The sequence below is a fragment of the Candidatus Velamenicoccus archaeovorus genome (genome assembly GCF_004102945.1).
GTDB lineage: Bacteria > Omnitrophota > Gorgyraeia > Velamenicoccales > Velamenicoccaceae > Velamenicoccus > Velamenicoccus archaeovorus.
The window spans coordinates 344,004-367,926 of record NZ_CP019384.1; the positions used below are offsets into that span (position 1 = coordinate 344,004).

22 protein-coding genes are annotated in these 23,923 nt (G+C 55.8%); all 22 read left to right on the forward strand.

The window, feature by feature from the left end; translation table 11 throughout:
- Nucleotides 1–70 precede the first annotated feature (70 nt).
- The 22 genes from dxr to rplS all read left to right on the forward strand — a co-directional run bounded on the left by dxr (nt 71) and on the right by rplS (nt 23,863).
- Nucleotides 71–1,237 carry a 1-deoxy-D-xylulose-5-phosphate reductoisomerase gene (gene dxr, locus BU251_RS01110; protein WP_128699068.1) on the forward strand — a complete coding sequence of 389 codons (1,167 nt, stop codon included), beginning with the start codon at nt 71–73 and terminating at the stop codon, nt 1,235–1,237.
- Between the two features lie 67 nt (nt 1,238–1,304).
- Complete coding sequence (rseP, locus tag BU251_RS01115) at nt 1,305–2,378, forward strand: RIP metalloprotease RseP (RefSeq protein ID WP_128699069.1); 1,074 nt, start codon at nt 1,305–1,307, stop codon at nt 2,376–2,378.
- Between the two features lie 89 nt (nt 2,379–2,467).
- Nucleotides 2,468–3,538, forward strand: a complete 1,071-nt coding sequence (gene ispG / locus BU251_RS01120) for a flavodoxin-dependent (E)-4-hydroxy-3-methylbut-2-enyl-diphosphate synthase (protein ID WP_128699070.1) — start codon at nt 2,468–2,470, stop codon at nt 3,536–3,538.
- On the forward strand, nt 3,535–4,803 hold the full coding sequence (locus tag BU251_RS01125; protein WP_128699071.1) for a TadA family conjugal transfer-associated ATPase: 1,269 nt from the start codon (nt 3,535–3,537) through the stop codon (nt 4,801–4,803). Before ispG ends, BU251_RS01125 begins: the two co-directional genes overlap by 4 nt.
- Nucleotides 4,804–4,916: 113 nt before the next feature.
- Nucleotides 4,917–6,164: a proline--tRNA ligase gene (proS, locus tag BU251_RS01130; protein ID WP_128699072.1), complete on the forward strand. Its 1,248-nt coding sequence runs from the start codon at nt 4,917–4,919 to the stop codon at nt 6,162–6,164.
- Between the two features lies 1 nt (nt 6,165).
- A complete protein-coding gene (locus tag BU251_RS01135; RefSeq protein ID WP_128699073.1) occupies nt 6,166–7,431 on the forward strand; it encodes a TadA family conjugal transfer-associated ATPase in 1,266 nt (421 codons plus the stop codon).
- Nucleotides 7,431–7,925, forward strand: a complete 495-nt coding sequence (locus tag BU251_RS01140; protein ID WP_128699074.1) for a ribosome maturation factor RimP — start codon at nt 7,431–7,433, stop codon at nt 7,923–7,925. Before BU251_RS01135 ends, BU251_RS01140 begins: the two co-directional genes overlap by 1 nt.
- A 130-nt stretch (nt 7,926–8,055) precedes the next feature.
- The gene (gene nusA / locus BU251_RS01145) at nt 8,056–9,225 is read left to right on the forward strand and encodes a transcription termination factor NusA (protein WP_128699075.1); all 1,170 of its coding nucleotides are present in this window, start codon (nt 8,056–8,058) and stop codon (nt 9,223–9,225) included.
- Entirely contained in the window at nt 9,212–11,389 is a 2,178-nt protein-coding gene (gene infB / locus BU251_RS01150) for a translation initiation factor IF-2 (protein ID WP_128699076.1), read from the forward strand. The genes nusA and infB overlap by 14 nt, the downstream gene beginning before the upstream one ends.
- Nucleotides 11,386–12,390 carry a tryptophan--tRNA ligase gene (gene trpS / locus BU251_RS01155; protein WP_128699077.1) on the forward strand — a complete coding sequence of 335 codons (1,005 nt, stop codon included), beginning with the start codon at nt 11,386–11,388 and terminating at the stop codon, nt 12,388–12,390. The genes infB and trpS overlap by 4 nt, the downstream gene beginning before the upstream one ends.
- The gene (locus tag BU251_RS01160) at nt 12,375–13,142 is read left to right on the forward strand and encodes a segregation and condensation protein A (RefSeq protein WP_128699078.1); all 768 of its coding nucleotides are present in this window, start codon (nt 12,375–12,377) and stop codon (nt 13,140–13,142) included. Before trpS ends, BU251_RS01160 begins: the two co-directional genes overlap by 16 nt.
- Before the next feature lie 21 nt (nt 13,143–13,163).
- Complete coding sequence (ruvB, locus tag BU251_RS01165) at nt 13,164–14,195, forward strand: Holliday junction branch migration DNA helicase RuvB (RefSeq protein ID WP_128699079.1); 1,032 nt, start codon at nt 13,164–13,166, stop codon at nt 14,193–14,195.
- On the forward strand, nt 14,195–14,767 hold the full coding sequence (locus tag BU251_RS01170; RefSeq protein ID WP_228767823.1) for an epoxyqueuosine reductase QueH: 573 nt from the start codon (nt 14,195–14,197) through the stop codon (nt 14,765–14,767). Before ruvB ends, BU251_RS01170 begins: the two co-directional genes overlap by 1 nt.
- A 202-nt stretch (nt 14,768–14,969) precedes the next feature.
- A complete protein-coding gene (locus BU251_RS01175) occupies nt 14,970–15,155 on the forward strand; it encodes a hypothetical protein (protein WP_128699080.1) in 186 nt (61 codons plus the stop codon).
- Nucleotides 15,156–15,183: 28 nt separating this feature from the next.
- Nucleotides 15,184–16,218 (forward strand): pyruvate kinase, encoded by a 1,035-nt coding sequence (gene pyk / locus BU251_RS01180; protein ID WP_128699081.1) that lies wholly within the window; start codon nt 15,184–15,186, stop codon nt 16,216–16,218.
- Nucleotides 16,203–16,406 carry a DUF2905 domain-containing protein gene (locus BU251_RS01185; protein WP_128699082.1) on the forward strand — a complete coding sequence of 68 codons (204 nt, stop codon included), beginning with the start codon at nt 16,203–16,205 and terminating at the stop codon, nt 16,404–16,406. Before pyk ends, BU251_RS01185 begins: the two co-directional genes overlap by 16 nt.
- Nucleotides 16,385–17,548, forward strand: a complete 1,164-nt coding sequence (locus tag BU251_RS01190) for a SpoIID/LytB domain-containing protein (protein ID WP_128699083.1) — start codon at nt 16,385–16,387, stop codon at nt 17,546–17,548. The genes BU251_RS01185 and BU251_RS01190 overlap by 22 nt, the downstream gene beginning before the upstream one ends.
- Before the next feature lie 29 nt (nt 17,549–17,577).
- Nucleotides 17,578–18,627: a tRNA preQ1(34) S-adenosylmethionine ribosyltransferase-isomerase QueA gene (gene queA, locus BU251_RS01195; RefSeq protein WP_128699084.1), complete on the forward strand. Its 1,050-nt coding sequence runs from the start codon at nt 17,578–17,580 to the stop codon at nt 18,625–18,627.
- Nucleotides 18,628–18,775: 148 nt separating this feature from the next.
- Nucleotides 18,776–21,394 carry an STT3 domain-containing protein gene (locus BU251_RS01200; RefSeq protein ID WP_128699085.1) on the forward strand — a complete coding sequence of 873 codons (2,619 nt, stop codon included), beginning with the start codon at nt 18,776–18,778 and terminating at the stop codon, nt 21,392–21,394.
- A gap of 13 nt (nt 21,395–21,407) precedes the next feature.
- Complete coding sequence (tgt, locus tag BU251_RS01205) at nt 21,408–22,523, forward strand: tRNA guanosine(34) transglycosylase Tgt (protein ID WP_420885795.1); 1,116 nt, start codon at nt 21,408–21,410, stop codon at nt 22,521–22,523.
- A gap of 35 nt (nt 22,524–22,558) precedes the next feature.
- The gene (gene trmD / locus BU251_RS01210) at nt 22,559–23,248 is read left to right on the forward strand and encodes a tRNA (guanosine(37)-N1)-methyltransferase TrmD (protein ID WP_128699087.1); all 690 of its coding nucleotides are present in this window, start codon (nt 22,559–22,561) and stop codon (nt 23,246–23,248) included.
- Between the two features lie 255 nt (nt 23,249–23,503).
- Complete coding sequence (rplS, locus tag BU251_RS01215) at nt 23,504–23,863, forward strand: 50S ribosomal protein L19 (RefSeq protein ID WP_128699088.1); 360 nt, start codon at nt 23,504–23,506, stop codon at nt 23,861–23,863.
- Nucleotides 23,864–23,923 lie beyond the last annotated feature (60 nt).

Genomic DNA, 23,923 nt, shown 5'->3' on the forward strand with positions numbered 1-23,923 from the left:
CCTGCCTTCGCGGGTTACGCCCGCAGGTCAGGCAGGCAATAACCAGGCAATTTGTTCAGTAAGAGCATTTATGAAAAAAAATGTTGTGATCCTGGGGTCCAGCGGGTCCATCGGCGAGAGCGCCCTGAGTGTGGCGCTCAGGTTTAAGGACAGGGTCCGCGTTGTCGGGCTTTCGGTGAACACCAGGACCGAAAAACTGGAATCCCAGATGCGCGTGTGCGCGCCGCGCACTGTCGCCATTGCCGACGAGGAGAAGGCGCGGACATTCCGTCCCGCCCGCCGTAAGGGCGTCAAGGTCCTGGCGGGACGCCAGGGTGTTTGCGCCCTGGCGGCGCTCAAAGAGGCCGATATTGTCCTTATCGCCGTTGTCGGCGCGGAGGCGATTTATCCTTTATGGAGCGCGATCCGCGCCGGAAAGACCGTTGCTTTGGCCAATAAGGAATCCATTGTCGTGGGGGGGGCTCTTGTGGCGGACGAGGCGCGCCTGCGCGGAGCCAGGATCATTCCCATCGACAGCGAACAGAGCGCGATCTTCCAATGCCTGGAAGGATATAATGCGTCCATGGTCAAGCGCGTGTATCTGACGGCGTCGGGTGGTCCGTTGGTGGACTATCCACGAGGCCGTCTCAAGAATGTGTCCCAGGCGGCCGTCCTGGCGCACCCGCGCTGGAAGATGGGGCCAAAGATCACAGTGGATTCGGCCACCCTGATGAACAAGGGGCTTGAAGTCATTGAGGCCAAAAATCTGTTTGGGTTGCCTTTGGATAAGATCAGGGTTCTTGTGCATCGTCAGGCCCTCGTGCATTCGATGGTGGAATATATGGATGGTTCCATTTTGGCACAGTTGGGGGTCACGGATATGAAGCTGCCGATCCAGTACGCCCTGAGCTATCCCGAGCGGTGGGCCAACAACGGCGCTTTGAGCCTTGATCTTCTCCGGATGGGGAGTCTGGATTTTTCAGCGCCGGATATGGGCAAATTTCCGTGTCTGCGCCTTGCATATGAAGCGGCGCGGTCCGGCGGAAGCGTCCCCTGCGTCCTTAACGCCGCCAACGAAGTGGCTGTGGCGTCTTTTCTGGCAGGCCGGCTGACCTTTGGGCGCATCGCGAATGTCATCGAGGAGACGCTGGCGTCTTCGGGGTGTCCCAGCCGGGCAGGATCCCTTGAAGATATTTTTGCGGCCGATGCTTTTGGCCGTCGGGTCGCGCAGGAAAAGGTCCGGAAATATGCCAAATGAGAGGCCGGCGCCCAGATTGATATGATAAGGTTATGATGCCCATGGCGGGCCAAACGAAGGAAAAGAGATGATAATTTTTATTTTGATCTTAAGCGTCCTGATCTTGATCCATGAGCTCGGCCATTTTCTTGTCGCCAAATGGCAGGGCATCCGCGTGGAAAAATTTTCCCTCGGGTTCGGCCCCAAGCTCCTTTCTAAAAAGTTCGGGACTACCGAATACATGCTTTGTCTTATTCCTTTCGGCGGCTTCATCAAGATGGCCGGCGATAATAAGGAAGAATACAAGGGTGCTTCGGATGAATTTCTTTCCCGTTCGCCGGGCCGGCGCGCGCAGGTGATCTTTGCAGGCCCCTTCTTTAATTATCTTTTGGCATTTTTCTGCCTTTGGATGGTTTTCTATCTGGGCTATCCCAAGTTCAGCTCTACGATCGGCGAATTGATGCCGGGCATGCCCGCGGCTAATGTCGGCCTGAAAGCAGGCGATACGGTGACGGCCGTTGACGGAGAACCGGTCCGGTTTTGGGAAGACATGACCAGGCGTATTCACGCAAAGAAAGGGCAGGAAGTGCGGCTGAAGGTGAAGCGCGATGGGGGGGAATTCGACGTTTTGCTGACTCCCCAGGCCAAAGAAGTTGAGACGATCTGGGGTAAGAAGGTGGAGGTCGGCTTGATCGGCATCAAGCCGTCGGATGAGATCGTCAAGGTCAAATACGGTCTCTGGAAAGCCTTGATCAAAGGGACGCAGACCTTATGGGACATGACCGTCATGACGATCAGGGCTTTGTTCTACATCATTATCGGGACGATGTCGTTCAAGGATTCGGTGACAGGCCCCCTGGGGATCTTTTTTATCACCACCAATGCCGCCAAGATCGGTTTTTCCTCCATCCTGCACGTGATCGGTATTCTCAGCATGAGCCTGGCGATCTTTAATCTTTTGCCGCTCCCCATTCTCGATGGAGGCCATATTTTCTTTGCGGGTCTGGAGCGTTTGCGCGGTCGTCCCCTGGCTTCCAGGACCGAAGAGATCGTCAGCAACGTGGGGATGAGTTTCCTGATCATCCTGGCGATATTCATCTTCTGCAACGACCTGATACGTTACGGTTATTGGGATAAATTTGTGGCGATGTTCCAGAAATGACCAGTAAACGGGTCAGCCGGTAAATGGGTTGACGGGTGAACCGGCTGACCGGCAAACGGACTGACCGGCTCACCCGCTAACAGGCTATTATGTTGAAGATCAAGAGAAGGAAAACGAAGACGGTTAAGATCGGAAACGTCAGGATCGGCTCAGGGCATCCGATCGCCATCCAGTCCATGGTCAAAACCCGGGCGCGTGATATTGAAGCCTCTGTGCAGCAGATCCAGGAGTTGGAAGAGGCTGGTTGCGAGATCGTGCGCTTGGCTGTCGAAAACCTGCAGGATGCGGCAGCGCTTGAGAAGATCAGGCGCCGGGTGGACATTCCTCTTGTGGCGGATATTCATTTTGATTACCGGCTTGCCCTGGCAGCCGTAGAAGCGGGCGCAGACAAGATTAGGCTGAATCCAGGAAACATCTTCAGGCTGCAAGAGGTCAGAGAAGTGGTCATGGCTGCTAAAAGGGCTCGCATTCCTGTGCGCATAGGCGCAAATTCAGGCTCTCTGCGTCAGCGTAGCCGCGATACGGCCTCGGATCTGGTCAAGGGGGTCCTGGCCTATTTGAAAATTTTTGAAAAAGAAGGATTTTATGATCTTGTGATTTCTTTAAAAGGGTCACATGTGCTTGATACTATAGAGGCTTACAAAAAAATGGCCGTTGTCTGCGATTACCCTTTGCATCTGGGGGTGACGGCAACAGGTCTGCCCCTGGATGGTATCGTCAAGTCCAGCGTAGGGATCGGAGAGTTGTTATTTTGCGGCATTGGTGATACAATAAGGGTATCTTTACTCGACCGGCCCCGAAACGAGGTCGCAGTCGCCAGATCCCTGCTTAATAGCTTAGGGTTACGACATTTTGGCCCGGAGCTGGTGTGTTGTCCTACATGCGGCCGGTGCGAGGTCGATTTGTCTTCAAAAGCCAAGCGTATTGAAGAGTGGCTTTCGAAGCGCGCTTTTCACGGCAAGGGGCGCAGCCGTTCCTATAAGATAGCCGTGATGGGATGTATTGTTAACGGCCCCGGAGAGGCGCGGGAGGCAGACATCGGGATTGCCTTTTCCAAGCATAAGGGGATCTTGTTCAAGAAAGGCCGGATCGTCCAGACTGTTGAGCTTAAAAAAGGGGAAGAGGCCCTCTTGGAGCTCCTGGAAGGAGAAATAGGATGAAGGATTTGAGAGAGATCAAGGAGAAGATCCGTCAGCATCTGATCAGCGGCGAATATCTTTTTAATATGAGAACCATGGACAAGGAAAAGCTCAGGAAAGATATCCTTCGGTCCATGGAGTATATTATTTCCGTCGAGCGCCTGAACGTGGCGCTGGAAGAGCGCGAGAAGATCGTCTCCGAGCTGATCGATGAGGTCGCCGGCTTCGGTCCTTTGAGCAACTTATTGAATGACGCTTTTGTTTCCGAGATCATGGTCAACGGTCCGGACAACGTCTATGCCGAGAAGAACGGCATGATGGCTTTGACGGACATCAAATTCGAGAACAACCGCCAACTCCTGCAGACGATCGAAAAGATCATGGCGCCGACGCAGCGTCGTGTCGATGAGTCCAGCCCTTATGTGGATGCTTCTCTTCCTGACGGCTCCAGGGTCAATATCGTCCTGCCTCCTTTGTCTCTGGTGGGGCCGGTGATCACCATACGCAAATTTTCCAGGGATATTGCCACGATGGAAGACCTGATCAAGCGCGATACCCTGACGGACAAGATGGCCAGGTTTCTCATCGCGGCGATCCGGGCCAAGCTCAACATCATCTTTGCCGGCGCGACAGGTGTCGGCAAGACGACGACGCTCAACGTCCTTTCGCATTATATCGATGAGTCCGAGAGGATCATCACCATCGAGGATACGAACGAATTACGGCTTAAACAGAAACATGTCGTCCCCATGGAGGCCCGTCAGGCCAATGTCGAAGGCAAGGGGGAGGTGACGATCCGCGATCTCTTTAAGAACTCCCTGCGCATGCGGCCCGACCGTATCATCCTGGGCGAGATCCGCGGCAGCGAAGCCCTGGACATGCTCCAGGCAATCTCGTCGGGCCACGACGGGGCGTTGGCGGTCTTGCACGCCAGCTCTCCTTCTGATGTGGTCTCGCGTATCGAGACGATGATCATTACGTCCAATACGGCGATCCCCTTGTGGGCCATCCGGCAGCAGCTGTCGAATGCCATCGATATCATTGTTATGCAGGAACAACTCTTGGACGGCCGCCGCAAGGTCACACATATCACGGAGGTCCAGGGTGTGCAGAATGACGAGGTCGTGCTCAAGGATTTATTTTCCTATGAAATCACGGGAATTTCCGAAGAAAATAAACAGGTGATGGGGCAATGGAAGGTCTGGGGCACCGTGCCTTCGTTCTATCCGCGCTTTAAGCTGCGCGGGCTGGATGTGCCGCAGGACCTTTTTCAAGCCGAAGGATAAAAAAGAGAAATAACCAAACAAATACATTCGATGATTGGTTATTGAGAATTGTTCGTATCCTGTGATTTGGTTACTGGTTATCTATCGGGTCGTCAAACAACAAGCTTATACTCATGTTTTGGAGCCGATCGTTTATTACGACATTAAAGGAAGCGCCTGAAGCTGCCGAGAGCATCAGCCACAAGCTCATGCTGCGTTCGGGGATGGTGAGGATGCTCATCTCCGGCGTATATTCCTATCTGCCCCTGGGGTATCGTGTCCTGGCGCGGATCGAGAATATCGTGCGCCAGGAGATGAATAAGACAGGCGCCCAGGAATTGCTCCTGCCGAGTCTGCAGTCGATCGAGCTCTGGCAGAAGACAGGGCGCGACGAGTTGATGGGCGAGACGATGATCCGTTTCCAGGACCGCCGCGGCCGCAAGCTGTGTCTGGGGCCGACGCACGAAGAGGTCATCACGGAATTGGCTGCGGCCTACGTTAAATCGTGGAGGGATCTGCCGTTTACGCTCTACCAGATCCAGACGAAATTCAGGGACGAATTGAGGCCGAGGTTCGGCGTCGTGCGTTCCTGCGAGTTCATCATGAAGGACGCTTACAGCTTTGACAGGGACTTCGAGGGTTTGAATCAGATTTATGAAAAGATGCGTCAGGCGTATGAGGCGATCTTCAAAAGGTGCGGCCTCGGTTTTGTTTCGATCAAGGCGGATTCCGGCGTGATCGGAGGCGACTTGTCCCATGAGTTCCTGGTGCCTGCGGAAAGCGGTGAAGATGTCGTCTACCGCTGCAAGATCTGCGGGATGGTGATGGGCGCACATGAAGCCGCAATCAATGAGTGTCCGCATTGCCACAAGGACATGGAGAAGCTCAATGCGCTTGAGGTCGGTCATATTTTTAAGCTGGGTGATAAGTATTCCAAGAGTCTCGGCGTCAAATTCCTCGATGAGGCGGGGCACCAGCAGATCGTCCAGATGGGGTGTTACGGCATCGGTGTCAGCCGGTTGATTGCTGCCGTTATCGAACAGAACCACGACGGCAACGGGATCATTTGGCCCAAAGAGGTTGCGCCGTTTGACGTTCTTATCGTTCCGGTCAACGTCAGCGACAAACTTATCTGGGATGAGGCGGTCAGGCTCCATGACGAGCTGGGCCGCCAGGGGCTCGAGGTGCTCTTGGACGACAGGGATGAGCGCGCCGGGGTCAAGTTCAAAGATGCGGACTTGACGGGTATTCCCTGGCGGATCACCGTGGGCAGCAGATGGACCAAAGAGGGAAAGCTCGAGTTCAAAAACAGGCGGACCGGGACCGTCACCGAGGCCGCGGGCGGGGATCCGGCCGCATACCTGGACCTGGTGAGAGGATAATATGGAAAAATACGAAAAGCTGCTGATGATCAAGTCCGAGGTCAGGGAAAAAGTCATGCAGCGCGCCAAAAAAACGGCCTTTGATTATCGAGTCGACGAAACGGTTGTGCGGCGTCAGATCGAGATGGTCCTCGAATCGGTCGTGCAGAGCAAGATGGACGGCCAGATTGAGGATGCCTTGAGGCGTTATATCGTCGAAGAGGTCATCAATGAAATTTTCGGTTTCGGGCCCATCGACCGTCTGATCACGGACCCGGCGGTCTGGGAGATCATGGTCAACGGTCCCAAAGAGGTCTATGTGGAGCGCGAGGGCAAGCTCCAGAAAGCGGATGTTTTTTTCGAGAACGAGGCCCAGCTTTTTTTCTATATCGAGCGCATCCTTTCTCCGTCGGGCCGGCGGGTTTCCGAGGTTGAGCCCTACATCGATGCGCGCCTGCCGGACGGCTCGCGCATCAATGTTGTGAGGGCGCCGGTGGCGCCCTACGGGCCGATCCTGACGATCCGCAAGGCCAATCGCAGGATCCTGGGGCTGAGCGATTTGATCACGCGCCGCACGCTGGACGACAAGGCCGCGCGGTTCTTGAAATCATGTGTCAAGAACCATCTCAACATCATCATTGCCGGCGGTCCGGGCTCTGGAAAGACGACGATCCTGAACCTCTTGTCCGTCTATATCCAGGAGCATGAGCGTGTGATCACGATCGAGGATACGCTGGAACTGCGCATGGAGGGCAAGCATCGCGTGGCGATGGAGACGCGCCCTTCCAATATCGAAGGCAAGGGGGAGATCACGATCCGCGATCTCGTCCGCAATGCCTTGCATATGCGTCCGGACCGCGTCATCATCGGAGAGGTCCGCGGGGAAGAGGCCCTGGATATGCTGCAGGTCATGAATATCGGCCGCGTCGGGTCTATGACGACGATGCATGCGAACAGCGGTCTCGACGCGCTCCTGCGTCTGGAGACCATGGCCATGATGGGCAGCGTCAACGTCTCGGCCCAGATGATCCGGCGCCAGATCATTTCCGCGGTTGACCTGGTCATCATTGCCGACAGACTGTCGGACGGCTCGCGCAAGATCATGGCGATCTCGGAAATTTCCAAAGGGGAGACGTCGGATTACGTTTTAAAGGATATTTTTGCCGCGCAGAGACGGCATGAGAATGACCAGGTTACCTTTGAGCTTAAACCCACAGGATACATTCCGGTATTCTTGGAAAGATTCCTGGATGGCGACACCGTCAAGGAAGACCTGAAGGCCGCGTGATGAGCCGCGAGATATTGCTGAGGATAAAGCCCGTTTTTGAGGAGCATTTGGAGGGCGCAGGTTATGTCTTGGTGGACATGCGCTTCTACCGGAGGCAGGGCGGCCAGGCGGTGCTCGAAGTCCTTGTCGACAGGGATGAAGGTGGTATTTCGCTTGATGAATGCAGTACCCTCAACAGGGAGCTCGGCGATATCTTGGAGAGGGAAGGGTTTTTGAGCCAGGCGTATGTGTTGGATATTTCGAGTCCAGGCCTGGACAGGCCGTTGGCGACCGCCGGAGATTTTCGCAGGGCCATGGGGCGGCAGGTGAGGTTTTTTCTCAAAGATTTTGTTGAAGGAAAGCTTGAGCATTGCGGTACGGTGGAAAACATATCCGATGGCACCGTGACGATCAGGGTAACGGATAAAAACGGAGACAGGGTGATCCAGGTCTCCTTGGCAAACATTAACAAAGCAAGGCAGGCCGTTGGTTCGGCAAATAAGCGGGACCGTTAAACGGGGTCCCGAGATGGTGAGCGGCCCGGTGGCGCGCGCCTGTCTCAGCCTGTCCCGCCTTCGGCAGGGCAAGGCCAGACAGGCAGGCGTCCAAGCCAAAGCCGAGGTTTTGAGAAAAATAGGAGCTTTTATGAGCAGTGAATTATTGGCAATCTTAGATCATATCGAACGTGAGAGAGGTGTTAGCCGCGAGGTGTTGATCCAGGCGGTAGAATCCGCCATGGTCAGTGCCGTCAAGAAGGCGATCGGCGCCAAAAATCTGGAAAATATCCGGGTCACCATTGACAGGACGGATGGCAAGATCAAGGCCTTCATGGACGATCAGGAGATCAAGGCCGTCGATTTCGGGCGCATCGCGGCGCAGACCGCCAAGCAGGTGATCATTCAGAAGATCCGTGAGGCGGAAAAAGACGTCATCTTCAACGAGTTCAGCGCCAAGATCGGCGATATCGTCAGCGGCACCGTCTACCGGTTCGACAAGGGCAATATCGTCGTGGACCTTCTGGGCAAGGCCGAGGGGATCTTGCCCAAACGCGAACAGTCGCCTCGCGACGATTTCCGCCAGGGCCAGAGGGTCCGCGCCTATGTCCTGGAAGTCAAGAAAGAGACAAAGGGGCCGCAGATCATTCTGTCGCGCACGAGCCCTTTTTTCGTCAAGAAGCTCTTTGAGCTGGAGGTCCCGGAGATCTTCGAGGGGATCGTCGAGGTTAAGTCGATCTCGCGCGAGGCGGGAGAGCGGACCAAGATCGCCGTCTGGTCGAAGGACGAGAAGGTGGATTGTGTGGGCGCCTGCGTGGGCATGCGCGGTTCGCGCGTCAAGGATATCGTGACGGAGCTTCAGGGCGAGAAGATCGACATCATCCGGTGGAGCGACGACTTGCGTGAATACATCACCGCGTCCCTGTCGCCGGCCAAGATTACCGAAATACGCCTCGACAAGAAAGAAGAAAAGGCCCAGGTGATTGTGCCCGACGATCAGCTTTCCCTTGCCATCGGCAAGCATGGTCAGAATGTGCGGCTGGCATCGAAGCTGACAGGTTGGGAGCTGGATATCCGCACGCGCCAGGAGATCGTCCAGGAGAAAGAGGAGGCCAAAAAGGCCCGCGCCCAGATGACGCTTGACGGCGTCGGCGAAAAGGTCCTGGATTCCTTGATCGAGGCGGGTTTTGATTCCCTGGAAAAGATCAAGGATGCATCGATTGACCAGTTGACGCAGATCAAGGGCATCGGCGCCAAGAAGGCCGAGAAGATCATCGAAGCCGCAAAAGAAAGGTTGTCTCAAGACAATGAGAGTGTATGAATTAGCGAAAGAATTGGGATTGACGAGCAAAGACTTGCTGGCGCGTCTCAAAGAGCGCAAGATCGAGGCCAAGGGGCATATGGCCAGCCTTGATGAAGACGTGGTGAAGCTCTTTTTGGAAGAACGGCAGGCCAGGACCGGCCAGCCGGTGGCTGTGGCCGGGAAAAGACTGGATAGCGCTTCAACCGCTGTTAAGACGAGAAAGCCTGCGGGCCGGAAAGAAAAGCCCGAGGCGGTCAGGAAACCTGCGGCCGCGCCGGCAGAGGCGGTGTCTTCGGTAATAACACAGCCTGCGGCGGCGGGGCGGGGCAAGGAAGAAGGGCCGGTGCCGGAGAAGGTGAAGCCTGCAGCGCCTGCGGCTGCCGCCGAACCTGAATCCGCCGCTGCCCTTGAGACGGGTCTCAAGCCCTTAGAGGTCGATGTCCCCATCACCGTCAAGGATCTGGCGGAAAAATTAAGCATGAGGACGAGCGACCTGATCAAATTCCTGATGCTGAAACTCAAGCTGTTGGCCAATATCAACCAGAGTTTGAGCCATGAGATCGTCGCCGAGGTGCTCAAGGCCTACGGTTACGAATTGGTCCTTCCCGAGAAACCAGACGAGATTGTCCGCAAGGTCAAGAAGGCCGGAAAGGGCGAGCAATGGAAGGGCCGTTCTCCTATCGTGACGTTCATGGGTCACGTTGACCATGGCAAGACGTCGCTTCTGGATATGATCCGCCGCACCAAGGTCGCCGAATCCGAGCACGGCGGTATCACGCAGCATATCGGCGCTTACGAGGTTAAGCTTCCCCGTGGACGGATCACCTTCCTGGATACGCCGGGCCACGAAGCCTTTACGGCCATGCGCGCCCGTGGCGCAAACGCGACGGATATCGTCGTCCTTGTCGTGGCCGCCGATGACGGTATCATGCCGCAGACGATCGAGGCTTATGACCATGCCAAGGCCGCCGGCGTACCGATCATTGTCGCCATGAACAAGATTGATAAGCCCCAGGCGAATGTGGACCGTCTCAAGAAACAGCTCGGCAGCATCGGGTTGTTGCCTGAAGACTGGGGGGGCAAGACCATCGCTGTCGGCGTATCGGCCAAAACAGGGGAAGGCATCGATCATCTCCTGGAGATGATCCTGCTTGAGGCCGAGATGCTGGAGCTTAAAGCGCCTTATGATATGGAGGCAAGCGGCGTCGTGATCGAGGCCAAGATGAGCAAAGGGCGCGGTCCTGTGGCGACCATCCTTGTCCAGCAGGGAGTGCTCAAGGAGGGCGATTTCGTGATCGCCGGTTACCAATCCGGCCGCGTGCGCGCAATGTTCAATGATCTGCGCCAGCCGATCGAAGAGGCCTTGCCGTCTCAACCGGTGGAAGTCACCGGTTTATCGGGCGTGCCGGAAGCCGGGGATCATTTTTATGTCGTGCGCGACGAGAGAAAAGCGCGCGAGATCGTCGAACAGAAACAGGAAGAGCTCAGGCGTCAGCGCCTGGAGCCTTTGCATAAAAACCATCTGCGCCTGGAAGATCTGCACAAGGAGATCAAGGCCGGCGTTATCAAACAGCTCAACATCATTTTGAAGGCGGATGTCCAGGGATCCCTGGAGGCCATTGAGGATTCGTTGAACAAGATCGGATCTTCGGAGGTCCAGATCAGCGTCATGCATAAGGGCGTGGGGCCGATCAATTCGTCGGACGTGATCCTGGCGGACGCCTCGAATGCCATCATCATCGGTTTCCATGTCGAGGCCGATGACCAAGCCAAGGAATTGGCCCAGAAAGAGGACATCGATATCCGCACCTATCGTGTGATCTATGAGATCTTCAACGACATGAAGGCCGCCCTCGAAGGGATGTTGGCGCCGAAGATCAAGAAGAACTTTATCGGCCGCGCCGAGGTTCGCAAGGTCTTCCGTCTGACCAAGCACGGCATCGTCGCAGGATCGTTCGTCAAGAAGGGAAAGATCGCGCGGAGCGCCCAGGCGGCGGTGGTGCGTAACGGTGAGGTTATTCACGAAGGCAAGATCGCCGCCGTGAAGCGTTTCAAGGACGATGTGCGCGAAGTGGCCGAAGGGTTCGAGTGCGGTATTTCCCTGGTTGGTTTTGAAGATATCAAGGAGGGAGATTTTATCGACGCTTTTGAGATCGAGCATATCGCCAGGAAGCTCGCATGACACATAAAAAATTGAGGATCTTGAGCGGCATGAGACCTACCGGTTCGCTGCATCTGGGGCACCTGGTGGGCGCTCTCAGCAATTGGGTCCGTCTGCAGGAGGAGTACCAGTGTTATTTTATGGTGGCGGACTGGCATGCGCTCATGAGCGAATACGAGAATTCCGCGCAGATCCAGACGTCCATCTATGAGAATGTAGCGGATTGGCTCGCGGCGGGGATCGATCCCGAAAAATCCGTGATTTTCATCCAGTCTCAGGTCCCCGAGCATATCGAACTTGCCATGGTTTTCTCCGTTCTGACGCCGCTGGGGCTTCTGGAGCGTTGCCCGACATACAAGGAACAGATGCGGGAGTTGACGGACAGGCACATCGCGACATACGCTTTCCTCGGTTACCCCGTCCTGCAGGCGGCGGACATTGCGCTCTACCGCGCCCATGCCGTGCCCGTCGGCGAAGACCAATTGCCCCACGTGGAATTGACGCGGCAGATCGTCAGGAAATTCAACGGTCTTTGGGGGGAACTTTTTGTGGAGCCCAAGCCTCTCTTGACGCAGATGCCCAGACTCCTGGGTCTCGACGGCCGCAAGATGAGCAAGAGCTACGGGAATTTCATCGCGCTTTCCGATGAGCCCGAGGTCATCGCCAAGAAGGTCCAGGGGATGTTCACGGACCCCAAGCGTATTCGTCGGACCGACCCCGGCCATCCGGAACCGTGCAACGTCCATCGTTATTACGAGATATTTTTCCCGGAGGATGCGCCTGCGCTGGAGGCCGCCTGCCGCAGCGCGCAGGTGGGCTGTACGGAGTGTAAGAAGATGCTGGGCGAAAAGCTCATTGCGTTCTTGTCGCCCCGGCAGGAGAAGCGGCGGGAATATCTGCAGCATAAAAAGAAACTTTGTGATATCCTGGAAGCGGGACGCCTTCGCGCGCAGGAGGCGGCCCAGAAAACCATGACGGAAGTCAGGAACGCGATCGGATTCGTTCCATGTCCTACAAGATAAAACTTGAGATCTTCGAAGGCCCGCTGGATCTGCTCCTTTATCTCATCAAGAAGGACGAGATCAACGTCTACGATATCCCTATCACGACCATCCTTGAGCAGTACATGCAGTATCTCGAGCTGATGCGCATGCTCGATCTTAATGTCGCCGGTGAGTTCATTGTTATGGCCGCGACCCTCATGCACATCAAGTCCAAGATGCTCCTGCCGCAGGAGGTCAATCTGGAAGAGGACATCCCTGAGGATGAACGTGACCCGCGGGCGGAGCTTGTCAAACGCCTTTTGGAATACCAGCAGTTCAAGGAGGCGGCCGACGCGCTGAGGGCCAAGGAACGCGCGCGCCAGGATATCTTCAAGCGCCAGCCGGTCCTCGAGGACAAGGAGAGCGGCGAGTCTTATTTTGAGGCCAGCCTTTTTGACCTGATCAACGCTTTCTCCAAGGCCCTCAAAGACGTCCCCAAAGAACTTTTTTACGAAGTCATCAAGGATGAGTTTACCGTCGAAGGCAAGGTCCACGACCTTCTGCATATGATCGCCCAGACGCCGCACATCAAGCTGACGCGGCTTTTCGAGCGCGCCAAAAGCAAGCTGGAGGCGATCGCGACGTTCCTGGCAGTCTTGGAGCTCATCCGCCTCAAGGAGATCATCGTCGTGCAGAAAAATGTCTTCGGGGAGATCGAGGTTTTTCGCAATAAAGCCAATATCGAACCTCAGGTTTCACCTGAGGTCCAGGCGGCGCCTGAAGCATCATAATCCAGCCTTCCGTTAAAGACCATGGACGAAAAAGCCTTTTCTTTCGACGATATCATAGCCCGGGGCGCGGCGAAAGGTGACGAGGTCACGTCGCGCAACGAGACAGACGAAGACGTCGTCCTGAATATTTCCCTGCGGCCGGCGACGCTGGAAGAATTTATCGGCCAAAAAGAGGTCGTCGACAACCTGAAGCTGTCCATCACGGCGGCCCGGCAGCGCAGCGAGCCTCTGGAGCATGTGCTTCTCTGCGGCCCGCCCGGCCTGGGCAAGACGTGTTTGGCGTCGATCATCGCCCATGAGATGGGAACGAAGATCACGGCCACATCGGGACCGGCGATCGAACGCGCCGGCGACCTGATCGGTATCCTGACAAACCTTGAAGCGGGAGATGTGCTTTTTATCGATGAGATCCACAGGCTCTCGAAGGTCGTCGAGGAATTTTTGTATCCCGCCATGGAGAATTTCCAGATTGACTTTGTCATCGACAAGGGGCCGTACGCCCGGACGATCAAGTTCAATCTTAAACGTTTCACCCTTGTGGGGGCCACGACCCGCAGCGGACTTATCGGTTCGCCCTTGCGGTCCCGGTTCGGGATCCTGCACCACTTCGATTTCTACAAGGACGAAGATCTGGCCAGGATCATCAAGCGTTCTGCGTCTTTGTTGGGGATCGCGGTGGATGATGGCGGGGCGGCGGAGATCGCGCGCCGCGCGCGCGGCACGCCCCGCATCGCCAACAGACTGTTGAGACGCGTCAGGGACTATGCCCAGGTCCACGGCGCCTCCGGTATTGTGCGCTCCTTGGCCGATGAGGCCCTCAAGGGCCTGGGCATCGATGAACACGGCCTTGATGAAGCCGACCGGCGTGTCCTGCGGACGATCCTGTCGACCTATCGCGGCGGACCTGTCGGTATCGAGACCCTCGCCGCGACCCTCAACGAAGAACCGGACACCATCATGGATACGATCGAGCCGTATCTGTTGAAGGCCGGTTTTCTGAAACGCACATCCCGCGGGCGGGAGGCGACCGATCTTGCCCGTAACCTATTCTAATGATGAAGGTCTTGTTGCATATCTGTTGCGGACCCTGCGCGATCTACCCGGCGAGCCTCCTGCGTGAGGAAGGCTTTGAAGTCGAAGGCTTTTTCTACAATCCCAATATCCATCCTTATTCCGAGTACCTCAGACGTTATGAAGCTGTTCTGGCCGCCAGCGAACGGCTGAACCTGAGCACGATCTACCACCGTTATGATTTCGAGCGTTTTCTCAAGCTTGTTTCTTGCGTTGAGGACCGCACGCGCCGGCACAGCCTTTGCTGGCGTATCCGGCTCGAAGAGACCGCCAAGGCCGCCGGCGACCACGGCATCGGCGCCTTCACCACGACGCTTTTGAGCAGTCCTTATCAGGATATCGGCGAGATCGCGCGCTTGGGCCAAGAGATCGCCCAGGGGCACGGCCTTGAATTCATCGTCAGGAATTTCCGGAAGGGCTTTGCGGAGTCCCACAAGCTTTCCCGCGAGTGGGAGTTGTATCATCAGAATTATTGCGGCTGTATCTATTCAGAGAAAGAAAGTGTCGAGCAGAGAAACAAAAAAAGGCCTCCGGACGCGCGCCTCCGGGCGTAGGTCTTGGAGGGTGGCCGTCGCGGCCTGCTGTATTTTTTGGTGCGTGATATCGCCTGCGGGATGCCAGGAAGAAGCGTCCGTCCGGCCGCCCGAACCGGAGGCGCGGCAATGGCTTCGTCAGCACGATGACGATGTGTGTTTTCGCCTCGCAGGTCAATGTACGGGACCGCAAAATGCGCCTGCCTATATCAAAAAACTTTATATGGCCGGCGCAATCTTTGTGGGCGTGGTTTTTTCGGGAGAGGAACCGGTGGGATTGAGGGTGTATCTTCCGGTAACCGAGGAAAAACGGGAAGAGGTTTTTGAAACTGCCAACGTTGTTTTTCAAAAAGGCGGTTACGGTGTCCTCCGCGACGAAGATCAGGACGCCATTACGATATGGTTTTAGCTTGCAGGGTTCATTTTGACGGATCGCCATGGTGAAGACGAAGATCATAGCGACGATAGGGCCGGCGAGTCGTTCGTCGGCCGTCTTGCGACGGATGATGCGCGCGGGTTTGGATGTTGTGCGGTTGAATTTTTCCCACGCCACGCACGCGGAATGCCTGCAGACCATCCGGATGGTGCGGCAGCTGAACCGACGTTATGGCCGTTCTCTGCGTCTCTTGGGCGATTTGGAAGGTCACAGGGTCCGTATCGGCCGGCTGCGAGATCATCAGTCCTTGACGTTGCGCAAGGGGCAAACGTTGTGGCTCGTCCAGGACGCAGGGTTTGTGGGGGAAGGCAACAGGGTGGCCTTTGATTATGAAGGGGCGATCAAGGACATCCATCAGGGACACAGGATTTTCGTTGACGACGGCTTGATCGCCCTTGACGTTCTTTCTGTTTCCCGCCGGGTCCTCAAGACGCGCGTCGTGTTTGACGGTGTGCTTGGGGAATTCAAGGGCGTCAATATCCCGCAGGCGCGTCTTCATTTCGGCGGCCTTTCCTCCAAGGACAAGGAGGACATCGCCTTTGGCTGCGTCCACAGCTTGGATTTCCTGGCCCAGTCTTTTGTGCGCACGGCTTCAGATATGCTGGCCGTCAGGCGCGTCCTGCCTGTCGGCCGCAAAGGAAAGGTGCGTCTTGTCGCCAAGATCGAGAATGCCGACGGCATCCGCAACATCGATCGTATCATCGATGCCTCCGATGCTGTCATGGTTGCCAGGGGGGACATGGGCGTCTCGATCCCCATCGAGGACGTCCCCGTCGTGCAGAAAGAGATCATCCGCAAGTGCAATGCCCGAAAAAAACCCGTCATCACGGCGACCCAGATGCTTGAGCACATGACCGTCGAGCGTATCCCGACGAGGGCCGAGGTTTCGGATGTGGCCAATGCGGTCCTGGACGGCTCTGATTATGTTATGCTCTCGGCCGAGACGGCGGCAGGCAGGTATCCGGTTGAGGCGGTGGCGATGATGAACAAGATCATACGTGTCACAGAGGAGTGGTGCCGATGTCGCGGGCGTTGATCATTGCCGGTATTGTTTTGATCCTGGCGGGGCTGTTGGGAAATGTCTTGAAGACGTTTCCTTTCGGCCGCCTGCCCGGCGATATCGTGATCCATAAGAAGAATATCACTTTCTATGCGCCCCTCATGACATCCTTGTTTTTGAGTCTGGCGGCGTCCGCGGTGTTATGGTTTTTATCGAAAAGATGAAATGGTGGTTATGTCTGGCAGCAGGGGCAGGCGTTGGGGTTTGCCTTTGCGGGACGGTATGGGGTTCGTCTCAGCCTCCGACGGTGCGTGTGGCCATCGTTCGCGACACCAAAGAGCTGACCCTTGCCGTTGAAGGGGCATTCGACATCTCCGCCGTGCCGGCTGGAAAAAAGATATATCACGGCAGCCGTCTCGCCTCCAGCAAGGCCGTGGCGGTTGATAAGGGCATCAAGATCCATCAGACGGTCTACGATGCATCTTCTTTGAGGATCAGCGCACACAAGAAAGCCGCCATTTTCGTCAATCACAGGCCTTATCGCGGCGATATCGTCCTCATTCGCTCGGCCGAGGGGTCGTTGTCGGCCATCAATGTTCTGGATGTCGAATCGTATGTCAAGGGCGTCCTCGTCCATGAGATTTCTCCTGCGTGGCCGATCGACGCCATCAAGGCGCAGGCTATCGCCGCCAGGACGTATGCCTTATATCAGAAGGAGATCAGCAGCCACCGGCCTTACGACCTTGTGGCAGACACCTTTTCACAGGTTTACGGGGGGTTCGCTTCGGAAAGAAACAAGACGAATCGCGCGGTCAACTTTACTTTCGGCGAGGTGCTGCTTTATGGCGGCAAGATTTTCCCTGCGTATTTTCATGCGACCTGCGGCGGTTCGACGGAAAGTGCCGCCGAACTATGGAAGCTCGATATAGAACCTCTCAAAGGCGACCGCCTTTGTTCTTTTTGCTCGGCGTCTCCCCATTATTACTGGAATATCTCTCTGGATTTCAAAACCATCCGTAAAAAATTAGGGCCGTTTTACACGCTCCAAGGGGAGCTGCAAAACATCTCCGTTGAGGAACGCAATGCGTCGGGGCGTGTCCATTCCCTGCGTCTTAAAGACGAGGCGGGCGATTCGGTCGTTATTTCCGCTAAAGATTTCCGGCAGGCGATGGGGCCGGACATCGTGCGTTCGACCAATTTCACTATCACGGTCAAGGGTTCAAAAGTTGTTTTCAACGGCAAAGGGTGGGGGCATGGCGTCGGGTTGTGCCAGTGGGGCGCTTTGGGCATGTCGCGCCGGGGGTACGACTATAAAGAGATATTGGCATTCTATTATCCGGGTTCCCGTGTCACCAAGATATATTAGAGGCGCGACGCCTGCATTTTTGAGCTACCATGCATCATCTTTCGGATTATGACTATGAGCTCCCTGTCGACCGGATCGCCCAGACGCCGGCGGCCCAACGGGACGCATCGCGGCTGTTAGTGATGGAACGCGCCGGCGGTCGGCTCAGGGACAAGCGGTTTTTCCAGCTGGCCGAGGACTTGGCGGCCGGAGACCTTCTGGTTTTTAACGATACACGGGTGGTTCCGGCGAGGCTCCTGGGGCGGCGGGCCACAGGCGGTTGTGTCGAGATCCTTCTGTTGGGGCCGGCGTCGAAACGGTGCCACCGGCCTGCGAGATTTACGTATCAGGCATTGATCAAGCCGCTGGGTCGACTCAAAGAAGGGGAGAAAATTTTTTTAGATAAGGGCCTGGTCTGCCGGTTGCTGGATCCGAAAAACAGGATCGTGGATTTTGACGGCAGGCCAGCGGAGGATGTGATGAAGAAGGCGGGCGTCCTGCCCTTGCCGCCTTACGTGCGCCGGCCGCCGCAAAAAGAAGACCAGACGCGTTACCAGACGATTTTCGCGCGCCATCCGGGCGCGGTGGCGGCGCCGACCGCTGGGTTGCATTTTACCCGGCGGCTTCTGGAGGTATTGAGGACCAAGGGCGTCGGGACGGCGTTTTTGACCCTTCATGTCGGTTATGGCACCTTTTCTCCGGTGCGTTCCGATGACATCCGTCGTCACCAGGTCCACGAAGAGGATTTTTACATTCCGGCGGCGGCCGTGAAGGCGATCCGGCGTCTCAAAGAAGGGCGGCGCGGCCGCGTCATTGCCGTGGGAACCACGGTGGTGCGCGCCCTTGAAGATGCGGCCTCGGAGATCCTTCAGGGGGACAGGGCTGTTGACATCCGGCGTTCGAGCCGCCTGTTCATCTATCCGCCTTACGCCTTTCGGGTGGTCGATGGGCTGATCACGAATTTTCACCTGCCGCGCACATCACTTTTGATGCTGGTCGCGGCGTTTGGCGGACAAAGATCCATTCTGGAGGCCTACCGTCACGCGATTGAGCATTCATACCGGTTTTACAGTTATGGCGATGCCATGCTGATTGTTTAGTGAGTCAGAGTGTCAAAGAATCAGAGTGTCAGAGTGTAAGGAAAAAACACAAAAAGATTTTTCTTTGACACTTTGATGCTTTGACACATTGACACTTTTGGAATTGCATCCATCTTTTTCCCGCAGTCGGCGTCTTACAAGGAGCCCTATGAATAAAAAAATCATGCCCTGGCTGTTGATCCTCTCGGCCGTCGCCGCCGGTCTTTATTTAAGGGTCTATCCGTCATTTTTGCCTTTTTTTGACAAGAAGGCGGTCCAGGAGGTTCAGAGCGAAGAGGCGAAGGCCGTGACCCGCAGTCTTGCCGATCTCTACCCTCAGGCGGATAGCGCGACTCGGGAGTTGATGGCCGGCAGAGTCCTTGAGGAGAGATTGAAGGCGGATCGTCTGTCGCTGCAGCAGCGTGCCGCACAGCGGGCCCAGGAAATGAAAGGACGCTATCTGGATGAAAACGGCAATCCCTATCTTCGCGGTATCGACTCCTATTATTGGGAACGGCTCTTGAAAAATCTCATGAAACGGGGCCAGATCGGCGACCGTGAGCTCAACGGGGCGCCGTATGACGATTTGGTCAGGCAGCCCATTGACCCGACGATAAAGAAGAGTGTCCACATCTGGCTGGGGCTCATATTTTATAAAATCTGGTCTTTTTTTGATCCCCGCGTTCCTCTTGAGCGCACGCTTTTCTATGTGCCGCTTGTCCTTTCCTGCATCATCGGTGTTTTTAGTTTTTTTGTCGCCCGCAAGCTGGGCGCCAACGATCTGGGCGCTTTTATCGCATCCGTCGCCGTCAACGTGTCGCCGTTTCTGGTCGTGCGCGTCGCCTCCGAGTGGTTCGATACCGATATTTACAATGTCCTTTTTCCGCTGTTGATCTTCGGCACTTTTCTTTATGCCGGCGCCGGCAGGCGCACGGTGGTGCGCCGCGTCTTTTTATGCGCCTTGGCCGGTTTTTTCACCGCCTGTTACGCCTCTACATGGAAAGGGTGGTGGTTTGTTTTCGATATCATGATCCTTTCCGGGGTCCTTTTTCTTGTCAATCTCAAGCAGAGCCAGAGAGAAGAGGCCACGCCGCCACAGATCATGAGGCATTATGGCGCATGCCTGGCGCTTTTTTTCAGCTTCGGATCCATTCTTGTCGTTTTTTTCAGCGGTTTTGCCGCATGGGCGGACTGTTGGATCGAACCGCTTCGTCTGACCTCCATCCTCAAGGTGACAGAGAATGCCATGTGGCCGAATGTTTTTTTGACCGTTGCCGAACTGGGGCGGGCCAGCGCCATGGATGTCATCCGCGGCCTCGGCGGACAGCTCATTTTTTTTAGCGGACTCATCGTTCTTCTCTATGCCGCCCTTTTTGAGCATGCCCTGCGCAATCCCCGCTACGGATTCGGCCTTCTCTGTCTGGTCTTCTGGATCGTCACGACCTTTTATGCGGCGATAGAGGCCTTCCGGTTCACGCTCCTCCTGGTCGTTCCCGTCGGCTTGGCCTTTGGTCTGGCCGTGGCTAAATTTTATGAGGCCATGGCCGGTGTTTTTCAAAAATACCTGACGGCGCCGCAGGCGATCCTGGGGCGGGGCCTCCTTGCGTTCGTGATATCGCTTTATCCCGTCGTCAACATTGCCGATCTTTGCGTCAGGCTTTCGACGCCTCCTTTCTCGATGGACGACCAATGGCACGGCGTCTTGACGAAGATCAAGACACAAACGCCTCCGGACGCCGTCATCGATTCCTGGTGGGATTATGGACACTGGTTTACGGGCGCAGCGGACAGGCGCGTCCTTTTCGACGGCATGACCCAGAATACCCCTTATGCCTACTGGGTGGCATCGGCCCTCCTGACGGATAACCCGCGGGAATTTACGGGCATCCTGCGTATGATCAATACTTCCGGCAATAAGGCCGTCGATGAGCTGATAGGGGCGGACCGGATGGACCTGTCTGCCGCTGTTTCTTTGGTGCGGCGTTGTCTGGCCGCCAGCCCGTCGCAAGCCCGGACATATCTGGCGGAAGCCTTGCCGCCGGAGCGGGTCCGCAGGGTCATGGAGCTTCTGTTCCCTAAAAATCTGCCACCGGTCTATTTTGTCGTTTCCTATGATATGCCCGCCAAGATATCGCCGATTTCTTATATCGGTAACTGGGATTTTTCCAAAGTGGACCTCTGGTTCAAGCATCAACGTCTGTCCAGGGATGAATTCCTGGCCTATGCCCAAAGGCGCCATCATCTGGCGCCGCAAGAGGCGCGGTCCCGCTACGAAGAGATCTTTTTTGTCGACAAGAAGGCTTCGCGGACATGGTTCTCGCATTTTTTGGATTATTATTCGCCGGTGGGCTCGGCCCGCCAGGACGGTCCGATACTGTATTTCGATAACGGCCTGAGCGTGAACACGGAGAACTGGCATGCCTTTGTGCAGAGCCAGGATCCTGCGGGCCGCGGCGTCCCCCAGAGTCTTTTTTATATGGATAACGCCGTCTTCAAGGAGGTCAGGCAGGAGAAGCCCGATCTTGCTTACAGCGCGATCGTCTTCAAGGAAAAAGGGGAATATAAAAGTCTTCTGTGTGATACGGCGCTGGCCAAAAGTATGCTCGTACGCATGTATTTCTTCGGCGGGGAGGGCTTGGATTTCCTGAAGCTGTTTGATAAATCCGTCGATGATAAAGGCAGCGCGATCTATGTGTATGAGGTCGTCTGGCCGGCCGATCCCGCAGTCGCGCCGGCAGGGCCGCAGATGCCGGAGAAACCGGCCAAATCCAAGAAGGGCCCCAGATAATAGCGCCATGCCTATGAATTTTTCCGTTATTCATACCGATAAGGAGACGCAGGCCCGCGCCGGCATCCTGCAGATGGAGCGGGGCTCACTCGAGACGCCCGTGTTTATGCCTGTGGGTACGCAGGCGACAGTGAAATCCCTGTCACCGCGGGAACTGGAAGAGGCGGGCGCCCAGATTATGCTGAACAACGCCTATCATTTGTATCTGCGGCCAGGCACGGAGATCATCCGAGAGGCCGGGGGCCTGCATAAATTCATGAACTGGCCGAAGCTCATCCTGACGGACAGCGGAGGTTATCAGGTTTTCAGTCTTTCGCTCCTGCGTAAGATCAAAGACGAAGGCGTGGAATTCCAGTCGCATCTCGATGGGTCGCGTCATTTTTTGACCCCTGAGTCCGTGATCGGGATCCAGAATGATCTGGGGTCTGACATTATGATGCCGCTGGATGAGTGCGTGCATTATCCGGCTTCCTTTGACCTGGCCCAGAAGGCCGTAGACAGGACAACGCTCTGGGCCGGGCGTTCAAAAAAAGAGTGGGCCAAGACCCAGCGGGGGGTGTTGTTCGGGATAGTCCAGGGGTCGACCTATCCTGAATTGCGCAAAAAGTCTGCAGAAGAGCTCAAAAGCATTGGATTCCAAGGATATGCGATAGGCGGAATAAGTGTTGGCGAACCCCAGGATTTAATGTATAATATGATTTCTTTTGCGGCCCGGGAATTGCCTGCTGAGGCCCCCAGGTATGTCATGGGGGTGGGCCTGCCGGAAGATATCCTGGAAGCCGTGTCACTGGGCGCGGATATGTTCGATTGCGTGGTGCCCACGCGTTACGGCCGTAATGGTTCGGCGTTCACGAGTTGTGGCAAGATCACGGTCCGAAACGGGGCCTACAGCCGCGACCGGACGCCTCTGGACCCGCGCTGCGATTGTTACTGCTGCAGGAATTTTACCAGGAGTTATCTCAGACACCTGTTCAATACCGGCGAGATCCTTGGATTGAGGCTGGTGTCGTATCATAACGTCTATTTCTTTTTGGACCTGATGAAAAAGGTGCGCGCGTCTCTCCATGAGGGCCGTTTTGCGTCTTTCAAGAGGGAATTTCTGTCGCGGTATAGACAAAAAGAAGGCTAGTGCCCTTAGCCTTCGGCCGGGCGGTTCCATTCATTATGCGCATAGACGTCTTGACCATTTTTCCGTCGATGTTCGGGTCCGTTCTGGGGGAATCCATCATCAAGCGGGCCGTCAGCGGCGGAAAGGTGGGGATCCATGTGCATGATATCCGCGATTACACCGCGGACAAGCACCATAAGGTCGATGACAGGCCCTATGGCGGCGGTTCCGGCATGGTCATGGCTCCGCAGCCCATCTTTTCCTGCTGCGACGAGATCCTCAGGAAAATAAAGGTTGCGAAAAGCAAAAGAAGCATTATACTTCTTTCACCGAGGGGCCGGTGTTTTACCCAGCGGTCTGCCGCGCGCCTGGCGAAAATGAAGCATTTGGTCCTTGTCTGCGGCCACTACGAAGGCGTGGATGAGAGGGTGAGCCGTTACCTGGCCGATGAGGAGATTTCCATCGGCGATTATGTGCTGACGGGTGGCGAGTTGCCTGCGATGGTGGTGATCGACGCTGTCGTACGCCTTCTGCCCGGCGTCTTGGGCAATGCTTCATCGGCGCGCAATGAAAGCTTTCAGGAACAGTTGCTGGAATATCCGCAGTATACGCGGCCGGCCGTATTCCTCGACAAGAAAGTCCCTCCGGTGCTTTTGTCCGGAGACCACAAGGCGATCGAGGCCTGGCGAAGAAAAGAATCGCTGAAGATAACAAAGAAGAGAAGGCCGGATTTGTTGGAGGGATGAAATGTTCACCCCTCGCTTGAACACTTGAAAATTTCTGCCAGGATCGGCTTCGCCGTCGGCATAAATTTTCCTGGTCTGCTGTTTCAGCAGACCGAGTAAGCGAAGGGCCTAATTCCGCCAGAGGCGGACGATTGTTAAGAAAGACCCCTTGCCTAAACGCTTGTCCATTTCACTCACAAGCACCAGAGGCGTTCGTGAAATGGACTTACGCAGGCTTCGGGGTAATTCCGCCAGAGGCGGAATTAAGGAGTCATTATGGACAAGATCAAACTCGTTGAAAATCTGTTCGTCAAGAAAGAGAACATCCCGGTCTTCTCGGTCGGCGACACGGTAAAAGTCCTGGTGAAGATTCCCGAGGGAGACAAGTTCAGGATCCACCCTTTTGAAGGGACGGTGATCGAGACGCGCGGAGAAGGAATGGCCGCCAGCTTCACTGTCCGCAAGATGTCCTATGGGGAGGGCGTGGAGAGGACATTCCCGCTTTATGCATCCACCATCGAGGGCATCGAGCTGGTTAAAAAAGGGAGGGTCAAGAGGGCAAGGCTTTATTATCTGCGCGGCCGTATCGGCAAGGCGACGAAGATCGAAGAACAGAAAGCTGGAAACGAGAAGTGAAGCTCCGCCGGCACGTCTGGTTGGTTCTTTTCCTCGGTGGACAGCGGAAGCCTGCACCGA